Raw genomic sequence first — 21,417 nt, 5'->3', positions numbered from 1 at the left:
AACCCGCCCGGCACTGCGCAGTGAACGCCCTCCCCGCCCATGACCACCGCTTCTTCCCACGATCCGGAGCCCCCGCTTCCGCCCGACACCGCCTTGACGCAGGCGTCCGATCCCGCGTCCGCCGCGGCCCTGCAGCGCCGCGTCGAGTGCGCGCCGGAGTGGTTCTGCGCCTTCCTGGCGGGCAGCAACCGGGAGAAGAACCGCTTCCTCAAGGAACTGGCCACCATGAAGGGGTCGGTGACGTGGCTGGTGCAGCAGCGCCGCCAGGGGCTGTGGACAGCCGAGGAACGCGAACGGCTGCGCAGCGTGATGCGCTCGGCCTCGTCGGTCAGCCCCTACCTGCTGGTGTGGGTGGTGCCCGGCTCCATGCTCATCCTGCCGTTCATGGCCTGGTTCATCGACTGGCGCCGCCGCGGGCGCGAGGTGATGAAAGACCCGGCCTGAACGGTTGGCCTGGCCTGCGGTGACGGCCCACCCATAGCACCGCCCGCCGCCCGTCTGGCGCTGGGCTGAGATCAGCCGAAACGCCCGGCCGCGAACGCCACCACCACGCCGGTGCCCACGAGCCCGGCCTGCCAGCGCAGCGCCACCGTCCATGACGGCACGTGGCGCTCCACCCGCCAGTACAGCAGGCGCCCCGCCGCCAGCGACAGCCCGAAGGCCATCGCCATGCCCAGCAGGTTCATCGCGGCGGAGTCCTGCCACCCGTGCAGGAAAGCGGCATTGACCAGCAGGCACACGGGAAAGTGCACCAGGAAGACCGAATACGACATGCGCCCCAGGCGCTCCAGGGGATGGGGCGTGGCAGCGCCCTCATTCGCCGGCCAGCGGGCCGACCACCAGGGCTGGCCCCAGCGCAGCCAGAACACCAGCAGCATCGCGCACCCCCAGGCCACCGCGATGCGCTCGCGGAACTCGACCGCCAACGCCCCTGCACCCAACGCAATGATCGCCAGCAGCCCTGCCCGCGCACTCGGCGCCCGCACGGCCCAGCACGCCAGCATGCCCAGGCCGTACGAGCCGAAGAAGTAGCACGCCCACATGTCCAGCCCCGGCTCCCGGTTGAGCCACAGCAGGGACAGCGCCGTGCCTCCCAGCACCAGCGCCTTGCCCAGGCGCTCCGACTGCGGCCGGTTCACCCCCGGCCAGCGGCGCACGGCCGAGAACAGCAGCGCCGCCAGCGCGAAGAGCTGGAAATCGATGCCCACGTACCAGACCCCGGCGGACAGCGCCTCCTCGCCCACGATGTCCTGGATCATCAGCGCGTTCGCCACCAGTTGCGCGGGGCTGGGCTCGCCCGGCACCGACGGGTGGTCCAGGAACGGCCGCACCGCAGCGGCCGCCAGCACGGCCAGCACCAGGGCCACGGCGTAGGGCACGGCCAGCCGCACGAACCGCCGGCCGATCTGCTCGCAGGCGCTGTCGAACCGCGCCGCGCCGGTGGGCGCCAGGCTGGCCGCGGCCAGGTAGCCGCCGAGGACCAGAAACACCTGCACGGCCATGCGCCCATGCTGGGACAGCCATGCCATCACCTGCGGCATCAGCGGCAGGGCGGCGTCGGACATGGGGCCGTAAAAGGCCAGGTGGTGCGCGACGATGGTCGCGCAGGCCAGACCCTTGACCGTGTCGATCAAGGAACTGCGGGAGGCGGAGGACATGCGGAAACCGGCGAGGGACGAACCATGGAACGGGCCGCGCGCACCAAGGCGCCTGCGGGCCCGCAAAAAAGCGCTCCCGGCACTGCCGTACGGCAGCGCAGGGAGCGCGGGGGTCGAAAAGTATAGCTTCCCGGGCCGAGGCAGCCGGCCCGGCGGCGCGGCTCAGAGGACGGCCAGGCGGCCCCGCGCGGCCTGGTACTCGCGGCGCAGGCGGGCCACGAGGTCGGCCGCGCTGGTCACCTCGGTGATCGCGCCGATGCCCTGGCCGCAGCCCCAGATGTCCTTCCAGGCCTTCTTGGCGTCGCCGCCGAAGTTCATTTGGCTCGGGTCGGACTCGGGCAGGTGGTCGGGGTCGAGCCCGGCCGCGCGCACCGAGGGCGCCAGGTAGTTGCCGTGCACGCCCGTGAACAGGTTGCTGTAGACGATGTCGTCGGAGTTGCCGTCCACGATGGCCTGCTTGTAGGCCTCCTGCGCCCGCGCTTCGTGCGTGGCGATGAAGGCCGAGCCGATGTAGGCGAAGTCGGCGCCCATGGCCTGCGCGGCCAGCACGGCGCCGCCCGAGGCGATCGCGCCGGACAGCGCCACCGGGCCGTCGAACCACTGGCGGATCTCCTGGATCAGCGCGAAGGGGCTCTTGACCCCCGCATGGCCGCCCGCGCCCGCGGCCACGGCGATGAGGCCGTCGGCGCCCTTCTCGATCGCCTTGTGCGCGAACTTGTTGTTGATGATGTCGTGCAGCACGATGCCGCCCCAGCCGTGCACGGCCTGGTTCACGTCTTCGCGCGCGCCCAGGCTGGTGATGACGATCGGCACCTTGTACTTGGCGCAGACCTGCATGTCGTGCTCCAGGCGGTCGTTGCTCTTGTGCACGATCTGGTTGATGGCGAACGGGGCCGACGGCCGGTCGGGGTGCGCCTTGTCATGCGCCGCCAGCGCCTCGGTGATCTCGGCCAGCCAGTCGTCCAGTTGCTCGGCCGGGCGGGCGTTGAGCGCGGGCATCGAGCCCACGATGCCCGCCTTGCACTGCGCGATCACCAGCTGGGGGTTGCTGATGATGAACAGCGGCGAACCGATGACGGGCAGCGAGAGTTTCTGAAGCGCCGGTGGCAACTGGGACATGGACGGTCTCCGGGGTTGGTATTAATGACGAAAAACGGCCCCAGCGCATATTGCTCTAGGGCATTCAGCTATCGATTCAATAGCAATCAAGACAGCCAGAGCAGTGTCAGAACGCCTCGGGCGCCAGCGCGGTCACGCTGTCGGCACCTTCCACGATGGCATCGCGCAGGCCGCCGGCCTTGACCAGGATGTGGTCCGCGTAGAACTGCGCGGTGGCGATCTTGGCGCGCAGGAAGGCTTCGTCCTGTCCCTCCGGCAACAGCCGCTGCGCGGCCAGCAGCGCGCGGCCCATCTGCCAGCCCGCCACCAGGTTGCCGGCCAGCATCAGGTACGGCACGCTGCCCGCATAGGCGGCGTTGGGCTGGGCCTTGGCGCTGGCGGCGATGAAATCCACCACCTCCAGGAACGCCGCGCGGGCCTGGGACAGGCGCCGGGCCACGGCGCGGGCAGCGGGCGTGCCGCTGGCGTCGAGCTCGCCCTCGGTCGCCGCGATCTGCGCGGCGATGGCCTTGGCCGTCTGGCCGCCGTCGCGCTCCGTCTTGCGGCCCACGAGGTCGTTGGCCTGGATGGCGGTGGTGCCTTCGTAGATGGTGAGGATCTTCGCGTCGCGGTAGTGCTGCGCGGCGCCGGTCTCTTCGATGAAGCCCATGCCGCCGTGCACCTGCACGCCCAGGCTGGTGACCTCCAGGCTCATCTCGGTGCTGTAGCCCTTGACCAGCGGCACCATGAATTCGTAGAACGCCGTGTTCTGCCGGCGCGTCTCGGCATCGGGGTGGTGGTGCGAGGCGTCGTAGGCGGCCGCGGCCACGGTGGCCATGGCGCGGCAGCCTTCGGTGTAGGCGCGCATGGTCATGAGCATGCGGCGCACGTCGGGGTGGTGGATGATGGTGGCGCTGGCCTTCACGCTGCCGTCCACGGGCCGGCTCTGCACGCGGTCCTTCGCGTAGGCCACGGCCTGCTGGTAGGCGCGCTCGGCCACCGCGATGCCCTGCACGCCCACGGCGTAGCGGGCCGCGTTCATCATGATGAACATGTATTCGAGGCCGCGGTTTTCCTCGCCCACCAAGTAGCCCACGGCGCCGCCGTGGTCGCCGAACTGCAGCACCGCGGTGGGCGACGCCTTGATGCCCAGCTTGTGCTCGATGGAAACGCAGTGCGCATCGTTGCGCTTGCCCAGGCTGCCATCGGCGTTGACCAGGAACTTGGGCACCACGAACAGGCTGATGCCCTTCACGCCCTCGGGCGCGCCCTGCACCCGCGCCAGCACGAGGTGCACGATGTTCTCGGCCATGTCGTGCTCGCCGTAGGTGATGAAGATCTTGGTGCCGAACACCTGGTAGGAGCCGTCGCCCTGCGGCTCGGCGCGCGTGCGCACCAGCGCCAGGTCCGAGCCGGCCTGCGGTTCGGTGAGGTTCATGGTGCCGGTCCACTCGCCGGTCACCAGCTTTTCAAGGTAGGTGGCTTTCAGGTCATCGCTGCCAGCGGTGAGCAGCGCCTCGATGGCGCCGTCGGTCAGCAGCGGGCACAGCGCGAAGCTTAGGTTGGCGCTGTTGCACATCTCGATGCACGCCGCGCCGATGGTCTTGGGCAGGCCCTGGCCGCCGAAGTCGGCCGGGTGCTGCAGGCCCTGCCAGCCGCCCTCGGCGTACTGGCGGAAGGCCTCCTTGAAGCCCGGCGTGGTCGTGACGGCCCCGTCCTTCCAGGACGACGGGTTGCGGTCCCCCACCCCATTCAATGGCGCCACCACGCCCTCATTGAAGCGGGCGCATTCCTGCAGCACCGCCTGGGCGGTGTCGAGGCCGGCGTCCTCGAAGCCGGGCAACTGGGCCACCTGCTCGATGTTCGCCAGGTGCTCGATCGCGAACAGCATGTCCTTGACGGGGGCGGTGTAACTCATGGGGGGTCTCCGGGGCGAAAAATGTCGGAAAAAAAGGCATCGCAAGCGATGCCTTCCGGGGAACGGGGCCGCGCGGTCAGAGCGCCTTGACCAGTTCCGGCACGGCCGTGAACAGGTCGGCCTCCAGGCCGTAGTCGGCCACGCTGAAGATCGGCGCTTCGGGGTCCTTGTTGATCGCGACGATCACCTTGGAGTCCTTCATGCCGGCCAGATGCTGGATGGCGCCCGAGATGCCGGCCGCGATGTACAGCTGCGGCGCGACGATCTTGCCCGTCTGGCCCACCTGCAGGTCGTTGGGCGCGTAGCCCGCATCCACCGCCGCGCGGCTGGCGCCGATGGCCGCACCCAGCTTGTCGGCCAGAGGCGTCATCACTTCGGTGAACTTCTCGCTGCTGCCCAGCGCCCGGCCACCTGAGACGATGATCTTGGCGGCGGTGAGTTCGGGGCGGTCGTTCTTGGTGACCTCGCGGCCCACGAAGCTGCTCTTGCCGGAGTCGGCGGCGGCATCCTGCTTCTCGACAGCGGCGGAGCCCCCGGTGGCGGCTGCGGCGTCGAAGCCGGTGGTGCGCACGGTGATGACCTTGGTCGCATCGCTGCTCTGCACGGTGGCGATGGCGTTGCCGGCGTAGATGGGGCGCTCGAAGGTGTCGGGGCTGTCCACCTTGGTGATGTCCGAGATTTGAGCGACGTCGAGCTTGGCGGCCACGCGGGGGGCCACGTTCTTGCCGCCCGCGGTGGCGGGGAACAGGATGTGGCTGTATTGGCTGGCAATCGCCAGCACCTGGGCGGCGACGTTCTCGGCCAGGCCGTCCTTGAGGCTGGCGCCGTCGACCAGGATGACCTTAGCGACGCCGGCGATCTGCGCGGCAGCCTGGGCGGCGGCGTCGGCGCCGTTGCCCGCGACCAGCACGTGCACGTCACCGCCGCAGGCCACGGCGGCCGTGACGGTGTTCAGGGTGGAGGGCTTGATGCTGGCGTTGTCGTGTTCGGCAATTACGAGGGCTGTCATTTTTAGATCACCTTTGCTTCGTTCTTGAGCTTGTCCACCAGGGTGGCCACGTCGGGCACCTTGATGCCGGCGCCGCGCTTCGGGGGTTCGGAGACCTTGAGGGTCTTCAGGCGCGGCTTGACATCGACGCCCAGGTCTTCGGGCTTGACGATATCGAGCTGCTTTTTCTTGGCCTTCATGATGTTGGGCAAGGTGACGTAGCGCGGCTCGTTCAGGCGCAGGTCGGTGGTGATCACGGCCGGCAGCGTGAGGGAGATCGTCTCCAGCCCGCCATCGACTTCGCGGGTCACGTTGACCTTGTCGCCGCTCACTTCCACCTTGGAGGCGAAGGTGGCCTGCGGCAGGTCGGCCAGGGCCGCGAGCATCTGGCCGGTCTGGTTGGCATCGTCGTCGATGGCCTGCTTGCCCAGGATGATGAGCTGGGGCTGCTCCTTGTCCACCAGCGCCTTCAAGATCTTGGCCACGGCCAGGGGCTGCAGCTCTTCGGTGGTCTCCACCAGGATGGCGCGGTCGGCGCCGATGGCCATGGCCGTGCGCAGCGTTTCCTGGCACTGGGCGACGCCGCAGGAGACGGCGATGACTTCGGTCACCACGCCCTTTTCCTTCAGGCGGACGGCCTCTTCGACGGCGATTTCGTCGAAGGGGTTCATGCTCATCTTCACGTTCGCGATGTCCACACCCGTGTTGTCCGACTTCACGCGGACCTTCACGTTGTAGTCCACCACGCGCTTGACAGGGACCAAAACCTTCATTGCTGCGGCTCCTAGAGTTGTTGATTAATTGACGTTAACGTAAACCGAAACATTCTATGCCGCGCCCCTGGCGCATACCCCTGCCAGGGCCGTGGGATGCCGCCCATCCACAAAAAGAACGATCGTGCTTTTTTGCGAATTATAGGCCAGCGGCGCCGGCCTCCGGACGCTGCGGTGCAGGCACTGGCACATCGGCGACAGCACCGGCCGGTGCCGGGGGCACGGCGTCGCCCCGGATCTGCACCACCCGCTGCGGGTAGGGGATGTCGATGCCCGCCCCGCGCAGGCCTTCCAGGATGGCGATGTTGATGGCCGAGCGCAGGTTGACCGAGCCGGCGGAGGGGTCGCTGATCCAGAAGTTCAGGCTGAACTCCAGCCCATCGGGCGCGAAGTTCACCAGATAGGCCACGGGCTGCGGCTCTTTCAGCACACGCGCCTGGGCGGCAGCGGCCTCGCACAGGATCTGCTGCACCTGGGCCACGTCGCTGTCGTAGCCCACCACGATGTTGGTGGTGACGTTGAACTTGCGGTCGGCGTCGGAGAGGTTTTCCACCCGCTGGGTGATGAGCGTTTCGTTCGGCACGATGGACTCGCGGCCGTTGCCCGCGCGGATGAGGGTGTAGCGCGTCTTGATGTCGGTGATGCGGCCCTCGAAGCCATCGACGCGCACGTTGTCGCCGATGCGCAGCGAGCGCTCCAGCAGGATGACGAAGCCGCTCACGTAGTTGGAGGCGAGCTTTTGCAGCCCGAACCCCAGGCCCACGCCCACCGCGCCGCCCAGCACCGACAGCGCGGTCAGGTCCACGCCCACGGCCGACAGGGCGAACAGCATGCCGATCATCAGCAGCACCGCGCGCGTGGCGTTCACCGCCACCTTGCGCATGGACAGGTCGTTGACGGCATTGCTCAGCACGCGGCGCTCGAACGTGGACGACACCCACAGCGCCAGCACCATCACCAGCCCCGCCGACAGCACGCCCTGCAGCAGCATGAGCAGGCTGACCTGCGACTTGCCGAAGCTGATGGTGATGTCGGCCAGCTCCTGGCGCACCAGCGGCAGCAGCCCCACGATCCACAGCACGGCCACGCCCCAGGCCACCCACGAGACGATGCGCTCGACCAGCCGCATGGCCGCCGAGCGCGGGAACGCGGCGGTCAGCACCCGCGCGAAGAAGCGGATCAGCACCAGCGAGGTCAGCACCGGCACCGCCACGCGCAGCAGGAACACGGGCTGGTAATGCTCCACGCCCACGCGCGCCGCATACACCAGCGCCAGCGAAAGCAGCGGGAACATCAGCCCATCGACGGTGCGCCGCCCGAACCACACCGAATCGGCCGGCTGCTGGCGCCCCACCGCGCGGCTGGCCAGGTAGGCCAGGGCGATGCAGGCCGCGAGCACGGCGATCTCCAGCCAGGTGCTGGAATTATTGAAGTCGCGCGACAGGGTGTCGAAGATTTCCATCGGCAGTCAGAAGAAGCAGCAGCAGAGGCAGAAGAAGGCGCCACACGCGGCGGCGCCAGGATCGGAAGGGGTGCAGGGATCGGGAACCGGGGACGGCGGCATGGCCAGCGGGCTCAGCGCGCCGGCTTCCAGGCCGGCGTGCGTTTTTCGGCGAAGGCGCGCGCGCCCTCCTGCGCCGCCGCGTCCATCATGTTGGTGGCCATGGCCTGGCCCGCGAGCTGGTAGGCCGCCTCCACGCCCAGCTCGCGCTGCTGGTAGACCAGGGCCTTGCCCATGGCGACCGCGGCGCGGGGCTTTTCCAGGATGGACTGCACGAGCCGTTCGACCTCGGCATCGAGTTGCGCCTGCGGCACCACGCGGTTCACCAGCCCTTGCGCCTGCGCAGTGCTCGCATCGATGAAGTCGCCCGTCAGCAGCATTTCCATGGCGCGCTTGAACGGCACGTTGCGCACCAGCGGCACGCTGGGCGTGGCGCAGAACAGGCCGTAGTGGATGCCGCTGGTGGCAAAGGTGGCGTCGTCCGCCGCCACCGCCAGGTCGCACTGCGCCACCAGCTGGCAGCCAGCCGCCGTGGCCATGCCCTGCACGCGGGCGATCACCGGCACGGGCAGCTGCTGGATGGCGAGCATCATGCGGCTGCACTGGGCGAAGAGCTTCTGGTACCAGGCCTTGTCGGGGTGGGCGGCCATGTCCTTCAGGTTGTGGCCGGCGCAAAAGGCCTTGCCGCTGGCGGCCAGCACCACCACCCGCGCGGTGTCGTCGCGGGCCACGTCGGCCAGCGCCTGCTGCAGCGCGGCGAGCATGCCGTCGCCCAGCGCGTTGAAGCGCGCGGGGTCGTCCAGCGTGAAGGTGACGACGCCCCGCGCATCGCGCGAAACGGCCAGGGGGTTCGGGGGAGCGGAAGGGGTCGTCATGCAATAGGGCGGCTAAGGCAGAAGGTCACAGGTCGGCCAGCACGCGCACGTGGGCTTCCACGCTGCGCGCCAGGGCATCCATCATGTAGCCGCCCTCCAGGCACGAGACGATGCGGCCCTTGGAATGGCGGCGGGCCACGTCCTTCACGCGCTGGGTGATCCAGGTGTAGTCCTGCTCGGTCAGGCCGAGCTGGCCCATGTCGTCCTCGCGGTGGCCGTCGAAGCCGGCGCTCACGAAGATCATCTCGGGCTTGAAGGCCTCCAGCCGCGGAATCCACAGCATCTCGATCAGCTCGCGGATGTCCATGCCGCGCGTGTAGGCGGCCACGGGCACATTGAGCATGTTGGGCGCCGGGTCGCGGTCGCCGCTGTAGGGATAGAACGGGTGCTGGAAGATGCCCACCATCAGCACGCGGTCGTCGCCGGCCAGGATGTCCTCGGTGCCGTTGCCGTGGTGCACGTCGAAATCCACCACCGCCACGCGGCGCAGGCCGTGGCGCTTCAAGGCATACCGCGCGGCGATGGCCACGTTGTTGAAGAAGCAAAACCCCATGGCCTTGTCGCGCGTGGCGTGGTGGCCGGGCGGGCGCACGCAGCAGAAGGCGTTCTCCAGTTCGCCCGCCATCACCGCATCGGTGGCGGCCAGGGCCGCGCCGGCGGCGCGCAGCGCGGCGTTCCAGGTGTGGGTGTTGATGGAGGTGTCGGGGTCGATCTGCGCATGCGCCGGGCCGCCGGCCAGCAGCTCTTCGGCCAGCCGCTCGGACATGCCGCGCAGGGCGTCCACATGGCGGCGGTCGTGCGCCAGCTCGATGTCGGCCAGCGACGCCTCGGGGGCCTGGATGCGTTCCAGCGCGTCGGCCACGCCGGTGGCGAGCAGTCGGTCCTCGATGGCATCCAGCCGCGCCGGGCATTCGGGATGCCCCGGGCCCATCTCGTGCTTCCAGCATTCGCGATGGGTGAAATAGCCTGTCATGCCCACAGTCATTCCCGTAGCCTCGTTCTTTTTCGGATAACGTCGCACCATGCACGCACAGCACAAAATCAAGTCGCTTCTGGACCAGCTTAACACGGTGATCGTGGGCAAAAGCGCCCAGGTCCAGGACTGCGTGGCCTGCCTTCTGGCCGGCGGCCACCTGCTGATCGAGGACGTTCCGGGCGTCGGCAAGACCACGCTGGCCCACGCGCTGGCACGCACCTTCGGGCTGCAGTTCTCGCGCGTGCAGTTCACCGCCGACCTGATGCCGAGCGACCTGACCGGCGTCTCGGTGTACGAGCGCGGCAAGGAGTCGTTCGTGTTCCACCCCGGCCCCGTGTTCGCGCAGGTGCTGCTGGCCGACGAGATCAACCGCGCCAGCCCCAAGACCCAGAGCGCCCTGCTCGAGGCCATGGAAGAAAAGCAGGTCTCGGTGGAGGGCGAAACCCGCCCCCTGCCCCATCCGTTCTTCGTGATCGCCACGCAGAACCCGCACGACCAGCTGGGGACCTTCGCGCTGCCCGAATCGCAGCTGGACCGCTTCCTGATGCGCATCTCCATCGGCTACCCCGACCGCGCGGCCGAACGGCTGCTGTTGGCCGGGGCCGACCGGCGCGACATGGTGGACAGCATGCTGCCCCTGCTCTCGGGCGACGAGCTGGCCCAGCTGCAGCAGCAGGTGCTGGCCGTGCACACGGCCGACCCGCTCTTGAACTACGTGCAGGACCTGATGGCCGCCACCCGCTCGGGCCGGTGGTTCCTGCAAGGGCTGTCGCCCCGCGCCGGCATCGCGCTGGTGCGCGCGGCCAAGGCGCAGGCGCTGATCTCGGGGCGCGACTACGTGGCCCCGGACGACGTGCAGGCCGTGCTGCCCCAGACCATCGCCCACCGCCTGGTGCCCGTGGGCGATGCCGGGCGCGGCGCCGTGGAGCAGGTGCGGGCCATGGTGGACGCCGTGCCGCTGCCCTGAATCCGCCCTCTGCCGCCAGCCCGCCCATCGATCCCCCTTTCCCTGTTCCCCCGACCCCCACCACATCGCCCAGCCCCGCCATGCCGGCCGCCGCTCCGCCCCCGCTCACCCCGCCGCTGCCGCCGAACGCCCCGCGCGCGGCTCCCTGGCCGCTGTCCGCCCTGCAGCGGCGCTGGCAGCGCTGGTGGCAGTCGCGCATCAAGCGCACCGACACCGTCACGCTCACCCAGCGCAATGTGTACATCCTGCCCACGGGCGCGGGCTGGATGCTGGCGCTCACGCTGCTGGTGCTGCTGGTGGCGTCCATCAACTTCCAGCTCAACCTGGGCTACCTGCTCACCTTCCTGCTGGCCGGCAGCGCGGTGGTGGGCATCCACATCTGCCACGGCACGCTGCGCGGGCTCACCCTGCACCTGGTGGCGCCCGAGCCGCAGTTCCTGGGCACCAGCACCGCGCTGGAGGTGCAACTGAGCCACACGCGGCGCACCGCGCGCCACGGCATCGCGGTGGCGGTGCACGGGGCGGGCACGGACACCAAATGGGTCTGGACCGACGTGCCCGCCGAAGGCTCGGCCAGCGTGCAGGTGGCCTACCAGCCGCTGCGGCGCGGGCTGCACGACGCGCCCACGCTCACGGCCGAGACGCGCTTTCCGCTGGGCACCTTCCGCGTCTGGACCCTCTGGCGGCCCGCGGCGCAGGTGCTGGTGTATCCCCAGCCCGAAGTGCCGCCGCCGCCGCTGCCCGCGGGCGAGCCGCGCTCGGGCGGCGCGGGCAGCACGCCCACGCAGGGCATCGGCGAATTCGACGGCGTGCGCGCCTACCGCCGGGGCGACCCGCTCAAGCTGGTGGTCTGGAAGAAGGCGGCCAAGTCGCTGGCCACCGGCACCGACGACCTGGTGAGCCGCGACGCCCAGCAGGCCCAGCGGCAGGAACTGTGGCTCGACCCGGCCGTCACCGGCCTGAGCGACCCCGAAGCCCGCCTGTCGCGCCTGGCCGCCTGGGTGCTGCAGGCCGACCGGCTGGGCGTGGAATACGGCCTGCGCCTGCCCAGCGGCGAGATCGCCCAGGACAGCGGCGCCGCCCACCGGCGCCGCTGCCTGGAAGCGCTGGCCCTGTGCTGAACGGCGCCCACCTTTCATGATCAAAATGCCATCCAGCGCAATCAACACTAGGGCATACCGCTACAAAAATAGTAGCAATGCATTGTCTGTGCCGGCCGAACGCCTGCCGGTGGCGCGGAGTGCCCGCCCATGAGCCTGCGCCAGACGCTCGCCACCCTGCCGCGCGACACCCGCGACACCCTGTTCCTCATCGTCGTCATCGCCTGGGTGATCGCGCCGCAGGCCGCCAACCTGCCCGTGTGGACCACGGCGCTCGCCGCCCTGGTGCTGGCGTGGCGCGGCTGGCTGGCGCTGGAGGGCCGGCCGCTGCCGGGCCGCTGGGCCACCGGCGGGCTGCTGGCGGTGTCGGTGGCGCTCACGCTGGCGTCGCACCGCACGATCGTGGGGCGCGATGCGGGCGTCACGCTCATCGTGATGCTGCTGGCGCTCAAGACGCTGGAGCTGCGCGCGCGGCGCGACGCCATGGTCATCTTCTTCCTGGGCTTCTTCACGATGCTCAGCAACTTCTTCTTCTCGCAGTCGCTGCTCACGGCCACCGCCATGCTGGTCGCGCTGCTGGGGCTGCTCACCGCCCTGGTCAACGCGCACATGCCCGTGGGCCGCCCACCGCTGGCGCAATCCATGCGCACGGCCGGCAAGATGGCGCTGCTGGGCGCGCCCATCATGCTGGCGCTGTTCCTGCTGTTTCCGCGCATGGCGCCCCTGTGGGGCATGCCCAACGACAACCCCTCGGGGCGCAGCGGGCTGTCGGGCGAGATGGAGATCGGCAACGTCGCCTCGCTGGCGCTGGACGACAGCGTGGCGATGCGCGTGCAGTTCGACACGCCGGGCGGCGCGGCGCCGCCGCAGAGCGACCTGTACTTTCGCGGCCCGGTGCTCACCGCCTTCAACGGCCGCCAGTGGTTTGCCCTCGGGCAGTCGGGCGCACCGGCCTCGGCCTTTCGCCCGCCCGCGCCCGCGCGGCTGCGGACCGAGGGCGAGCCCATCCGCTACGCCGTCACGCTGGAGCCCCTGCGGCGCCCCTGGCTGCTCACCCTGGACACGGCCCGGGACCGGCCCGAGCTGCCCGAGGGCCTGTCGGCCTTCATGACGCAGGAGCTGCAGTGGGTGGTCAACCGGCCAGTCAACGAGGTCATGCGCTACCGCGCCGAAAGCTACCCCCGCTTCACCCACGGCCCGGCGCAGCGCACCGGGCAGATGCGCTCCTACGTGGAGCTGCCCGACGGATTCGACCCGCGCACCCGCGCCCTGGCGCAGGAGATGCTCGCCGACCCGCGCCTGGCCGCCGGCGGCCCGCCCGCCCTGATCGACGCCGCCCTCGCCCGGCTGCGCACCGGCGGCTACAACTACACGCTGGAGCCCGGCGTGTACGGCCAGCACACGGCCGACGCGTTCTGGTTCGACATCAAGGAAGGCTTTTGCGAACACATCGCCTCGGCCTTCGTCGTGCTGATGCGGGCGATGGACATTCCCGCGCGCATCGTCACCGGCTACCAGGGCGGCGAGCGCAACGGGGTCGATGGCTACTGGACCGTGCGCCAGAGCGATGCGCACGCCTGGGCCGAAGTCTGGCTCGAAGGCCGCGGCTGGGTGCGCGTGGACCCCACCGGCGCCGTCTCACCCGGCCGCATCGGTGCTTTCCAGCGCCTGCAGGCCCCGCGCGGCGTGTTCGGCAACGCCATGGACACCATGATCAGCCCCGGGATGGTGCAGCAGATGCGCGCCGTGTGGGAAGCCGTCAACAACGGCTGGAACCAGTGGGTGCTCAACTACACGCAAAGCCGCCAGCTGGACATGCTGAAGGCCCTGGGCATCGAATCGCCCAGTTGGGAAGACCTGGCGCGCGCACTGGGCGGGCTGGCCGCGCTGGCCGCCCTCATCGGCGCCGGCTGGACGCTGTGGGAGCGCAGCCAGCACGATCCCTGGCTGCGCCTGCTGGCCCACGCCCGCGACCGGCTCGCCCGCGCCGGCCTGCCCCTGCCCGCCACCCTGCCGCCGCGCGCCATGGCCGAGCGGGCCCGGGCGCAGTTCGGCGACGCCGCCAGCGCCCCCATCGCCGACTGGCTGCTGCGCCTGGAACACACCCGCTACGCCCCCGAACCGGCCACTGCCCTGGCCGACCTGCGGCGCGACCTGCGCCGCCTGCCCTGGCCCGCCCGCCAGACGCCGACCCCTTGACCGCCTCCATGCCCTCTTTCGCCTTCCTTCGCCACGCCCTGCTGCTGATCGCCGCCGCCCTCCTGTCCCCGGGCGCCATCGCCCAGAAATCTGCCAAGAAAAACCCGCCCCGGGCCCCGGCCGCGGCCCCGCAGCCGGCGATCTTCTACGACCAGCGCGCCGATGCCATGCAGTTCGCCGACGACATCGCCACGCGCCGCGACCTGGACCGCGAATGGGTGCGCCAAGCCATCGGCCAGGCGCGCTTTCTGAGCCAGGTGCCGCGCCTCATGCTGCCGCCGCCGCCCGGCACGCCCAAGAACTGGCGCGTGTACCGCAGCCGCTTCGTCGAGCCCGTGCGCATCCGCGCCGGCGTGCGGTTCTGGCGCGACAACGCCGACACCCTGGCCCGCGCCGAGCGCGAATACGGCGTGCCCGCGGAAATGATCGTCGGCATCATCGGCGTGGAAACCATCTACGGCCAGCAGATGGGCAACTTCCGCGTCATCGACGCACTGGCCACGCTGTCGTTCGACTTTCCCGCCGCCCACCCGCGCGCGGCCGAACGCGTGGCGTTCTTCCGGGGCGAGCTGGAGCAGTTCCTGAGCCTCATGCAGCGCACCAACGCCGACCCGCTGGAGCCGCGCGGCAGCTACGCCGGCGCCATGGGCCTGGGCCAGTTCATGCCCTCCAGCTGGGCGCGCTATGCGGTGGACTTTGACGGCGACGGCCGCATCGACCTCTTCCACAGCCCTGCCGACGCCATCGGCTCGGTCGCCAACTACTTCAAGGGCCACGGCTGGACCACCGGAATGCCCACGCACTACGCCGTCGAGTTCGACCCCGCAAGGCTGCGCCTCGAAGACCTGCTCGCCCCCGACATCCTGCCCACCTTCACCGTGGCCCGCATGGCCGAACTGGGCGCGATGGTGCAAGGCGACGGCGCCACCCACCGGGGCCCGCTGGCGCTGGTGGAGCTGCAGAACGGCGTGGGCTCGCCGGCCTTCTTCGCCGGCACCGAAAATTTCTACGCCGTCACCCGCTACAACTGGTCGAGCTACTACGCCATGGCGGTGATCGAACTGGGGCGCGAAGTGGCGGCGGCGCGGTAGGGCGACGGGCTATGCGCCCGCGCCTGAGATCAGCTATTTCGTTGTGCGTATGACTGCTCGTAGCGGCCGAAGTGACCAGAAACCTGCGTTTGGGCCAAATTCTCTTGTTCCGACTGGTTACTAGGCTCGATGTGCCCCTGGTCCGTCACCCTGCAATGCCATACGTGGGGTTGGTTGGCGAGGCCCGCCCGGCGCATTGTCTGCAGCGCCTCCATGAAGTAAGCCTGAACGTTGCGGCTCGAGTTGTATTCGACCCCTTCTATGGCCTCGGCATATTCGCGGGGGGACATCCGGGTTTCGGCCGCCTTGCGCTCGCATTGCAGAAATGCACTGCTCAACGAAGCATTGCTCAATTCGAAGGCAAGAACGCCCATTGCCACGGAGGGGTCGCGCGCCATCATCTCCCCCAGTACCACTTGCCTTCGCTGCCCGTCGAAATACGCAGTGGCCACTTCGGGATCGACGCGCATCCCTACCGGGCCCTCCGCCTCGATCGTCGCCATGGTCTGCCGGAACGTTGGGGAATCGACGAATACCATGAAAAGATTCTGGACCGCCTGCGCGAGCCGCTCGTCCGCCCCGTCGTGTCTCAAGGTGGTGGAGCAAAGCTCCACCCACTCTCGGGCCCGCGCCTCGAGCGCTGGAGCGGCGGAAGGGGTTGGGAAGTGCCCAGAGGCCCTGCCCACGTCGGAACCGGCATGAGCGCCCCAGGCGGGAGACGACCACGCATCGACAGGGGCAGCCGGATATTCACCGCCCGGCGCGCCGTGCCAGTCAGCGGACGAACCATGCCAGCCGCCGTGGTGCTCTTGCCAGCCGCCATGACTCTCGTAGCCGGAAAATGCTTCCCTTTGCCAACTGGATGATCCGTCCGGTTCGGGAGAAGCTGCGCGGCGCGGAAGAGAGGGCAAAGCTTCGCGCAGTGAATGGGTCGAAAAGGAAGAAGACCCCCTGGGCGACGCCGGTGGCGATTCAGGGGAATGGGCATTGTCGCGATCGACAGTCTGCCGTCGCAGCGCAGTGTAAGCAGCGAGGTCGTGGAAGAAATCCATGATGCAATAAGTGAAAACAATCGGCCTCGCATCTTCTTGCCCGACCGACCGGCTTGGATCGGCGTGAGCGAAACAACCGGGCAGTGCGCGAAGAGCCCTTCCAAAAACGATTTGCCCGCCATCCTCAAAGAACCTCCCGCTGCTCTCGCGGCGCTGCGGCAGCGTCACCTGCTCCGCCACGACACGGGATTGCTTTTCCAAAAGCATTCGGTGGACTGTCAACGGGGCAACGGTAAAGAGGTCCGCAATCGGCCGTAGAAAGAAGCGCTGGGAAGACCCATGCGCGTCTTCCACAGAAATCTCAAGGCACGCGGACGATGTGCGGGAAGGTCAGCCCGTAGTTGGCGGCCACGCCGGGCGTCGCGCCGGGATTGCTCAGCTTCACGAACGCGGCACCGATGAGCGGCACGCCCCGGCCGTCCGGCACCGGCAGGTTGGCCCAGCCGTTCGGGAACGAGCCCAGGTACAGCGCCCGCCGGTTCACGGACGACGACAGCGCCGAGGGCACGTCGGCGCCCGCGCCGCCGAAGGACAGCACGGACACGGCGCCGCAGCTTTCATGCTTGGCGGAGGGGTCGAGCGGAGTCTGGCTGCTGACGACGGCGGCGTCGCGGTCGGCGATGCGCAGCGTCTAGGTGCCGGAGGTGCTGCACACGCTCTGGCCGGTTTCGGTGTTGCCCGAGTGGAAATACTGCTCGCCGCCGCCCACCGGCGGCACGACGGAGTAGACCCCCTGGTTGGAGCGGTCGGTCTGGCGGTAGTCGCGCGCCACGCTGTACCGCTTGGTGGGGGTGGCCACCACCCAGTCGGTGCGGGCCGAGATGGAACTGTCCAGCACGTACTGGTTCTTGAATTCCCGCACCGACAGCAGCCGCGACAGATCGCCGGCCGCCACCCGCGCGCTGGCGGCGGTGCCCGGCAGGTAGATGGGGGTGGAGAGGTCGGGCAGGTCGTTGAAACGGGCCTTGATCACGGCGGCCGTCGTGGGCATGGAGGTATTGCCCAGGATGTCCTTGTTGCGGGCCGCGAGGCCGCCGGACACCAGCAGCGGATCGGAGGTGAAGCGCTCGGGCTGCGGCACGTCCGCGTCCGTAGGCGGGAACACCATGAAGTTGCCGCGCGCCGGCAGGCCCGCGCTGTTTGTCGCCGTTGTTGGCGCCGCGAAAGCGCACCTTCACGGCCTTGCCGTTCTCGAAGTCGGTGTTCACCAGGTGCAGCACGGACATCTGGCCGTTCTGCGCCATGAAGTAGGGAACCATCAGCGCATGGCCCGTCTGCCCTTCGACCACCCGGACGTTGACGGCATCGGCAGCACCCAGTTGCACACCGGTGGGCGTGGCGCCGGTGCCGGCGATCACGCCCGCATGCGCGGTGCCGGCAACGGCCAGCGTGCCGAGCAGCGCGGCGGCTGCCCTGGAAATGGTCTTGAGTTTCACGGTTTCTCCTGTTCGGGATGGCGGGAAAAAGAAGTTCCAGGCCGCCCATGCGCCGGGGCCGAAAGGGCGTGGGCACTGCGGGAGGCGGCTGGATGGCGCGCGCGGCTGGAGGGCAGCAGAACGGCCGCGGATCCCCGCAGCGGGGCCGGAGAGGCTGGGGCGGGGGATGGACCGGTGTGTCCGGGTTCCGGGTCGTCGCGGCAACAAAGACGCTGCCGCTCTTGCGCGCCCCGGATCTTATCCATGTGGCGGGCGGCGTCACCCCCTCTCGGGCAGGGCGGATGTAACCGTCGGTGTCCCGGTCACCGTACGGCCCTGCGCGCCGCAACCGCGCACGGGCCTCAGAACACGCCGTACCGGTAGGCGACAAACAGCGCCGCGAGCACGCCGACTACGGCCAGAAGGGTCATCACTCTTTGCATCCGGATCTCCGACAGGAAAATGCCTTGCACGGCGGCAGGCCGGGCCTGCGTTGGAAAAAACGAGGGGAACGGGCGACGCCGCTCAAGGCCGGCGCATCTCGCAGCGCTGCGGCATCTCCGCCTGGTCCGCCGCGATCCGGCGCACCACGCGAAACCCATAGCCCGAACCCTCCACGTCGAACGGCACGCCGGGCGCGCCCTGCCGGTCCATCACGCCCACGGCCAGGGGCTGCTGGAACTGGTGGTCGGCCGCGCGCATGGTGCCGGCCTGGCCGTTCAACTGCACCTTTGCGGTTTCCATGGCGCGGGCGATGGCGGTGGTGTCGGTGCTGCCGGCGCGTTCGATGGATTGGGCCAGCGTCTCCACCATGAGCTGCATGCGCATGTGCACGTAGTCGTCCGCAGGCTGCGGAAAGCGCTGGCGAAAGGACCGGTAGAAGGCTTCGCTCTGCGCTCCCGGCACGTTGGGCAGCCAGTCGGCCACGGCCACGACCTTGCCCACGCCGGCATCGCCGAGCGCGGCGGGGGCACCCAGGGCGTTGCCGTAGAAGGTGTAGAACATGCCGTCGTAGCCGACCTCGCGCGCGGCCTTGACGAGCAGGGTGAGGTCGTTGCCCCAGTTGCCGGTGACGACGGCCTGGGCGCCGCTGGCCTTGATCTTGACGGCGTAGGGGGCGAAGTCCTTCACGCGGCCGACGGGGTGCAGCTCGTCGCCCACCACGGCGACGTCGGGGCGCTGGGCAGCCAGCTGCTTTTTGGCCTCGCGCAGCACGGCCTGGCCGAAGCTGTAGTCCTGCCCGATGAGGTACACGCTTTTCAGGGCCTTGTCTTCGCGGATCACGTCCATGAGCGCGGCCATGCGCATGTCGGCATGGGCGTCGAAGCGAAAGTGCCAGAAGCTGCACTTTTCGTTGGTGAGGATGGGATCGACGGCCGAGTAGTTGAGGAACAGCACGCGCTTGCCTGGCTCGCGCTCGTTGTGCTTGTTGATGGCCTCGATCAGCACGGCGGCGGTGGCCGACGAGTTGCCCTGCAGGATGACGCGCGCGCCGTCGTCGATGGCGGCGCGCAGGGCGGACAGGGCCTCTTCGTTCTGGCCCTTGCTGTCGTAGCGCTCGATGGCCAGCGGCCGGGCACCGCCAGCGGTGGCGGGCAAGAGCACGCCACCGCGCGCGTTCACCCGCTCGGTGGCCCACAGCACGTTGCGGAACACGGCCTCGCCGGTGTTGGCGAACGGGCCGGACATGCTTTCGATGAGCGCGATCTTGATGGGGGCGCCGGTGGGCGCGGTGGCCGCCCTGCGCGATGCGCTGGCGGGCGCGGCCTGGGCCATGAGCGTGGCCGATGGCGCAGCCGCCGGGCTGGGTAACGGTGGGGTGGCGGCGGCCGGGGCGGCGTGCACAGCGCTGGCCGCAGCCAGAGCCAAGGGGAGAACGAGCGTGGCAGCGGCCACGGCCAAAGCGCGTGCCCGGTGGGCAGCGCGGAACGGAGATTGGGTCATGCGAGCGGTCCTGTGGGCCGCGCTGCCGGCAGGGCAGCCGCCCGGGATGGGAAAGGCGCGCAGTGTATCGGAGCGGCCCGGTCCGGACGGGGCCGGCGCGCTCCGCCATCGCGGCAGCCACCCCTGGGGCCACGCGGCGCCCTGTGCGCGGGTTCAGGCCGCCGAACCATTCATCGCAGCGCTCCCTGTGCAGCCGGCCCCGCGGCGCCGGGCCACGGCCTCACACCGCCGGGTTCAGTTCGAGGGCGTGGAGGCGGGTGCGGCCGGCGAAGCCGGTGCGGATATGGGTGCGGGTGCGGGGGCAGCCGCCGGCGCCGCAGCGGGTTCGGCCGCTGGCGCTTCCACGCCAGCCGCCGCGGCCGGTGGCAGCGGAAAGCCGGTGACGGCCGGCGGGCGCGGGGCCGGAATGGTGACGGGCATGGGCAGGATCTCGTGCACCTCGCCGGATTCGCGCGCTTCTTTCTTCGCGGCTTCGTTCGCGGGCGTGGGCGGCACGGAGGGCGATGCCTGCCCCACCTGCTCGCGCGCGGCGGGCACGAAGCGGTCGAACAGCTGGAAGAAGCGGTCGTAAAAGCGCGGGTCGGTCACCGTTTCGCTGCCCACCTTGACGAGCGTGTCGTCGCTGGCGGAAAACGGCAGCGAGACCGAGCCCAGCGCGCCCACGCCGAGCGAGGCGGAGTTGTTGATCTTCTTGATGACGTAGCGGTCCTGCAGGGCGCTGGCGAAGGCGGCGGTGCGCGTCTTGTCGCCCCCCTCGGTGGCGCAGACGACGCGCATTTCGACTTCGTAGTGGATGTCGCTGGAGGGCTGGAAGTATTTGCGGCCGGCCACCACTTCGGCGCTGGCGGTGCTCACGAGGTAGCCCTGGCTCAGCAGCGCGCGGCGGGCGCCTTCGCACACGCGGGCCTGGGGCGCATTGATGTGGCGGGTGTGCATGCTGGCGCTGTCGAAGTCGTCCGGATCGAAGCGCGGGGCGCGGTCCAGGCCGGGGACCGAGCTGTTGGCGCAGCCGGCCAGGATGGCGACGAGCGCGGCGGACAGCGCGAGCACGGCGAGATGGCGGGGACGGCGCGGGGACTGAAGGCTGGGGGGTGATGGAGGACGAAAAGTTGGCATGGCGGTTCCCTGATCAGCGTACATTGTGAAGGCTGCGAAAGACGCCTCCGGACAAAGGGGTGTAACCCCGCGCAACCGGCGCGGCAGAGGTTGCGCATGGGATGCGGCAGCGCCGCGCGGGTTCCGGCAGCGCGACACCGTGCGCGGCGGCACCTTGTAAAAACGGCATGCATCCCCAGGCCGATCCAATGCGTGTCCAGCGCCGATTCGCGTGATCAAAAGCCCTTGAAATGCAGCGCGCCACACACATTTGTGGACCATGCGGCGAACAACCCGGGAGCCGCGAAAACACTGTGTTTCAGGAGTTTTTTCCATGATTTTCGCCCCTGTGATCCGCCGCGCCGCTTTCAACGCTCCCCGCTCCGCGGACGTGGCACTGCAGCGCTTTCTGAACCACACGTTGGCCACCCCGGCCGCTGCCGGCTACACCGTGCAGCAGGACGAAAAGACCGTCACCCTGCAGATGGATTTGCCCGGCCTGTCGCGCGACCAATTGCAGCTGACCATCGAAGGCAACCAGGTGCGCCTGGCCAGCGTGGAGGGTGCGCCGCGCCAGGTGCAGCGCGCCTGGGAACTGCCGGCGGACATCGACGTGTCCACCAGCTCCGCCAAGCTGGAGAACGGCGTGCTGACGCTGGTGCTGGGCAAGGTGGTGCCGGTGAGCCGCTCCACGCAATTGACCATCGCCTGAGGCCGTCCCGCCGAGGCAAGCAGAACGCAAAGCGCCCTGGCCGAAACGCCAGGGC

Annotated in this window: 19 protein-coding genes; 6 read left to right on the top strand and 13 right to left on the bottom strand. The window is 69.5% G+C overall.

The annotated features are described in order from the left end of the window. The first annotated feature begins 39 nt into the window (after window positions 1–39). Window positions 40–444 carry a hypothetical protein gene (locus tag M5C98_RS07780; protein WP_272552010.1) on the top strand — a complete coding sequence of 135 codons (405 nt, stop codon included), beginning with the start codon at window positions 40–42 and terminating at the stop codon, window positions 442–444. Window positions 445–515: 71 nt separating this feature from the next. On the opposite strand, the gene M5C98_RS07775 is transcribed toward M5C98_RS07780, so the two are convergent. The 8 genes from M5C98_RS07775 to M5C98_RS07740 all read right to left on the bottom strand — a co-directional run bounded on the left by M5C98_RS07775 (window position 516) and on the right by M5C98_RS07740 (window position 9,796). Continuing rightward, a complete protein-coding gene (locus tag M5C98_RS07775; RefSeq protein ID WP_272552009.1) occupies window positions 516–1,658 on the bottom strand; it encodes an acyltransferase family protein in 1,143 nt (380 codons plus the stop codon). Window positions 1,659–1,820: 162 nt separating this feature from the next. Next, window positions 1,821–2,777, bottom strand: a complete 957-nt coding sequence (locus tag M5C98_RS07770; RefSeq protein ID WP_272552008.1) for an NAD(P)H-dependent flavin oxidoreductase — start codon at window positions 2,775–2,777, stop codon at window positions 1,821–1,823. Window positions 2,778–2,883: 106 nt separating this feature from the next. After that, a complete protein-coding gene (locus M5C98_RS07765; RefSeq protein WP_272552007.1) occupies window positions 2,884–4,674 on the bottom strand; it encodes an acyl-CoA dehydrogenase in 1,791 nt (596 codons plus the stop codon). A gap of 76 nt (window positions 4,675–4,750) precedes the next feature. Further along, a complete protein-coding gene (locus M5C98_RS07760; protein WP_272552006.1) occupies window positions 4,751–5,683 on the bottom strand; it encodes an electron transfer flavoprotein subunit alpha/FixB family protein in 933 nt (310 codons plus the stop codon). 2 nt (window positions 5,684–5,685) lie between these two features. After that, window positions 5,686–6,435 carry an electron transfer flavoprotein subunit beta/FixA family protein gene (locus M5C98_RS07755; protein ID WP_272552004.1) on the bottom strand — a complete coding sequence of 250 codons (750 nt, stop codon included), beginning with the start codon at window positions 6,433–6,435 and terminating at the stop codon, window positions 5,686–5,688. A gap of 139 nt (window positions 6,436–6,574) precedes the next feature. Continuing rightward, window positions 6,575–7,897, bottom strand: a complete 1,323-nt coding sequence (locus M5C98_RS07750; protein WP_272552003.1) for a mechanosensitive ion channel family protein — start codon at window positions 7,895–7,897, stop codon at window positions 6,575–6,577. A 113-nt stretch (window positions 7,898–8,010) separates the two neighbouring features. Then, window positions 8,011–8,811, bottom strand: coding sequence for an enoyl-CoA hydratase (locus tag M5C98_RS07745; protein WP_272552002.1), 801 nt, complete (start codon window positions 8,809–8,811; stop codon window positions 8,011–8,013). 25 nt (window positions 8,812–8,836) lie between these two features. Next, the gene (locus M5C98_RS07740; RefSeq protein ID WP_272552001.1) at window positions 8,837–9,796 is read right to left on the bottom strand and encodes a histone deacetylase family protein; all 960 of its coding nucleotides are present in this window, start codon (window positions 9,794–9,796) and stop codon (window positions 8,837–8,839) included. Window positions 9,797–9,833: 37 nt separating this feature from the next. Here M5C98_RS07740 and M5C98_RS07735 point away from each other — a divergent pair, with 37 nt between their 5' ends. The 4 genes from M5C98_RS07735 to mltB all read left to right on the top strand — a co-directional run bounded on the left by M5C98_RS07735 (window position 9,834) and on the right by mltB (window position 15,144). After that, window positions 9,834–10,754, top strand: a complete 921-nt coding sequence (locus tag M5C98_RS07735) for an AAA family ATPase (RefSeq protein ID WP_272552000.1) — start codon at window positions 9,834–9,836, stop codon at window positions 10,752–10,754. Window positions 10,755–10,834: 80 nt separating this feature from the next. Next, a complete protein-coding gene (locus M5C98_RS07730; protein ID WP_272551999.1) occupies window positions 10,835–11,875 on the top strand; it encodes a DUF58 domain-containing protein in 1,041 nt (346 codons plus the stop codon). Between the two features lie 129 nt (window positions 11,876–12,004). After that, window positions 12,005–14,053 (top strand): transglutaminase TgpA family protein, encoded by a 2,049-nt coding sequence (locus tag M5C98_RS07725; protein WP_272551997.1) that lies wholly within the window; start codon window positions 12,005–12,007, stop codon window positions 14,051–14,053. A gap of 8 nt (window positions 14,054–14,061) precedes the next feature. Continuing rightward, a complete protein-coding gene (gene mltB / locus M5C98_RS07720) occupies window positions 14,062–15,144 on the top strand; it encodes a lytic murein transglycosylase B (RefSeq protein WP_272551995.1) in 1,083 nt (360 codons plus the stop codon). Between the two features lie 29 nt (window positions 15,145–15,173). Here the strand turns inward: mltB and M5C98_RS07715 are convergent, their stop codons facing one another. The 5 genes from M5C98_RS07715 to M5C98_RS07695 all read right to left on the bottom strand — a co-directional run bounded on the left by M5C98_RS07715 (window position 15,174) and on the right by M5C98_RS07695 (window position 20,671). Beyond that, window positions 15,174–16,403 (bottom strand): hypothetical protein, encoded by a 1,230-nt coding sequence (locus M5C98_RS07715; RefSeq protein WP_272551993.1) that lies wholly within the window; start codon window positions 16,401–16,403, stop codon window positions 15,174–15,176. A gap of 94 nt (window positions 16,404–16,497) precedes the next feature. Continuing rightward, on the bottom strand, window positions 16,498–16,740 hold the full coding sequence (locus M5C98_RS07710) for a hypothetical protein (RefSeq protein WP_272551992.1): 243 nt from the start codon (window positions 16,738–16,740) through the stop codon (window positions 16,498–16,500). An 87-nt stretch (window positions 16,741–16,827) separates the two neighbouring features. Then, complete coding sequence (locus M5C98_RS07705; RefSeq protein WP_272551989.1) at window positions 16,828–17,304, bottom strand: hypothetical protein; 477 nt, start codon at window positions 17,302–17,304, stop codon at window positions 16,828–16,830. An 832-nt stretch (window positions 17,305–18,136) separates the two neighbouring features. Further along, the gene (locus tag M5C98_RS07700) at window positions 18,137–19,387 is read right to left on the bottom strand and encodes a branched-chain amino acid ABC transporter substrate-binding protein (RefSeq protein WP_272553200.1); all 1,251 of its coding nucleotides are present in this window, start codon (window positions 19,385–19,387) and stop codon (window positions 18,137–18,139) included. 402 nt (window positions 19,388–19,789) lie between these two features. Continuing rightward, window positions 19,790–20,671 carry a DUF2242 domain-containing protein gene (locus tag M5C98_RS07695; RefSeq protein ID WP_272551988.1) on the bottom strand — a complete coding sequence of 294 codons (882 nt, stop codon included), beginning with the start codon at window positions 20,669–20,671 and terminating at the stop codon, window positions 19,790–19,792. A 313-nt stretch (window positions 20,672–20,984) separates the two neighbouring features. Here M5C98_RS07695 and M5C98_RS07690 point away from each other — a divergent pair, with 313 nt between their 5' ends. Next, the gene (locus M5C98_RS07690; protein WP_272551986.1) at window positions 20,985–21,362 is read left to right on the top strand and encodes an Hsp20/alpha crystallin family protein; all 378 of its coding nucleotides are present in this window, start codon (window positions 20,985–20,987) and stop codon (window positions 21,360–21,362) included. The last annotated feature ends 55 nt before the right edge of the window (window positions 21,363–21,417 follow it).

The organism is Acidovorax sp. NCPPB 3576, assembly GCF_028473605.1.
Classification (GTDB): Bacteria; Pseudomonadota; Gammaproteobacteria; order Burkholderiales; family Burkholderiaceae_C; genus Paracidovorax.
This window is presented reverse-complemented; position numbering and strand designations above follow the sequence as displayed.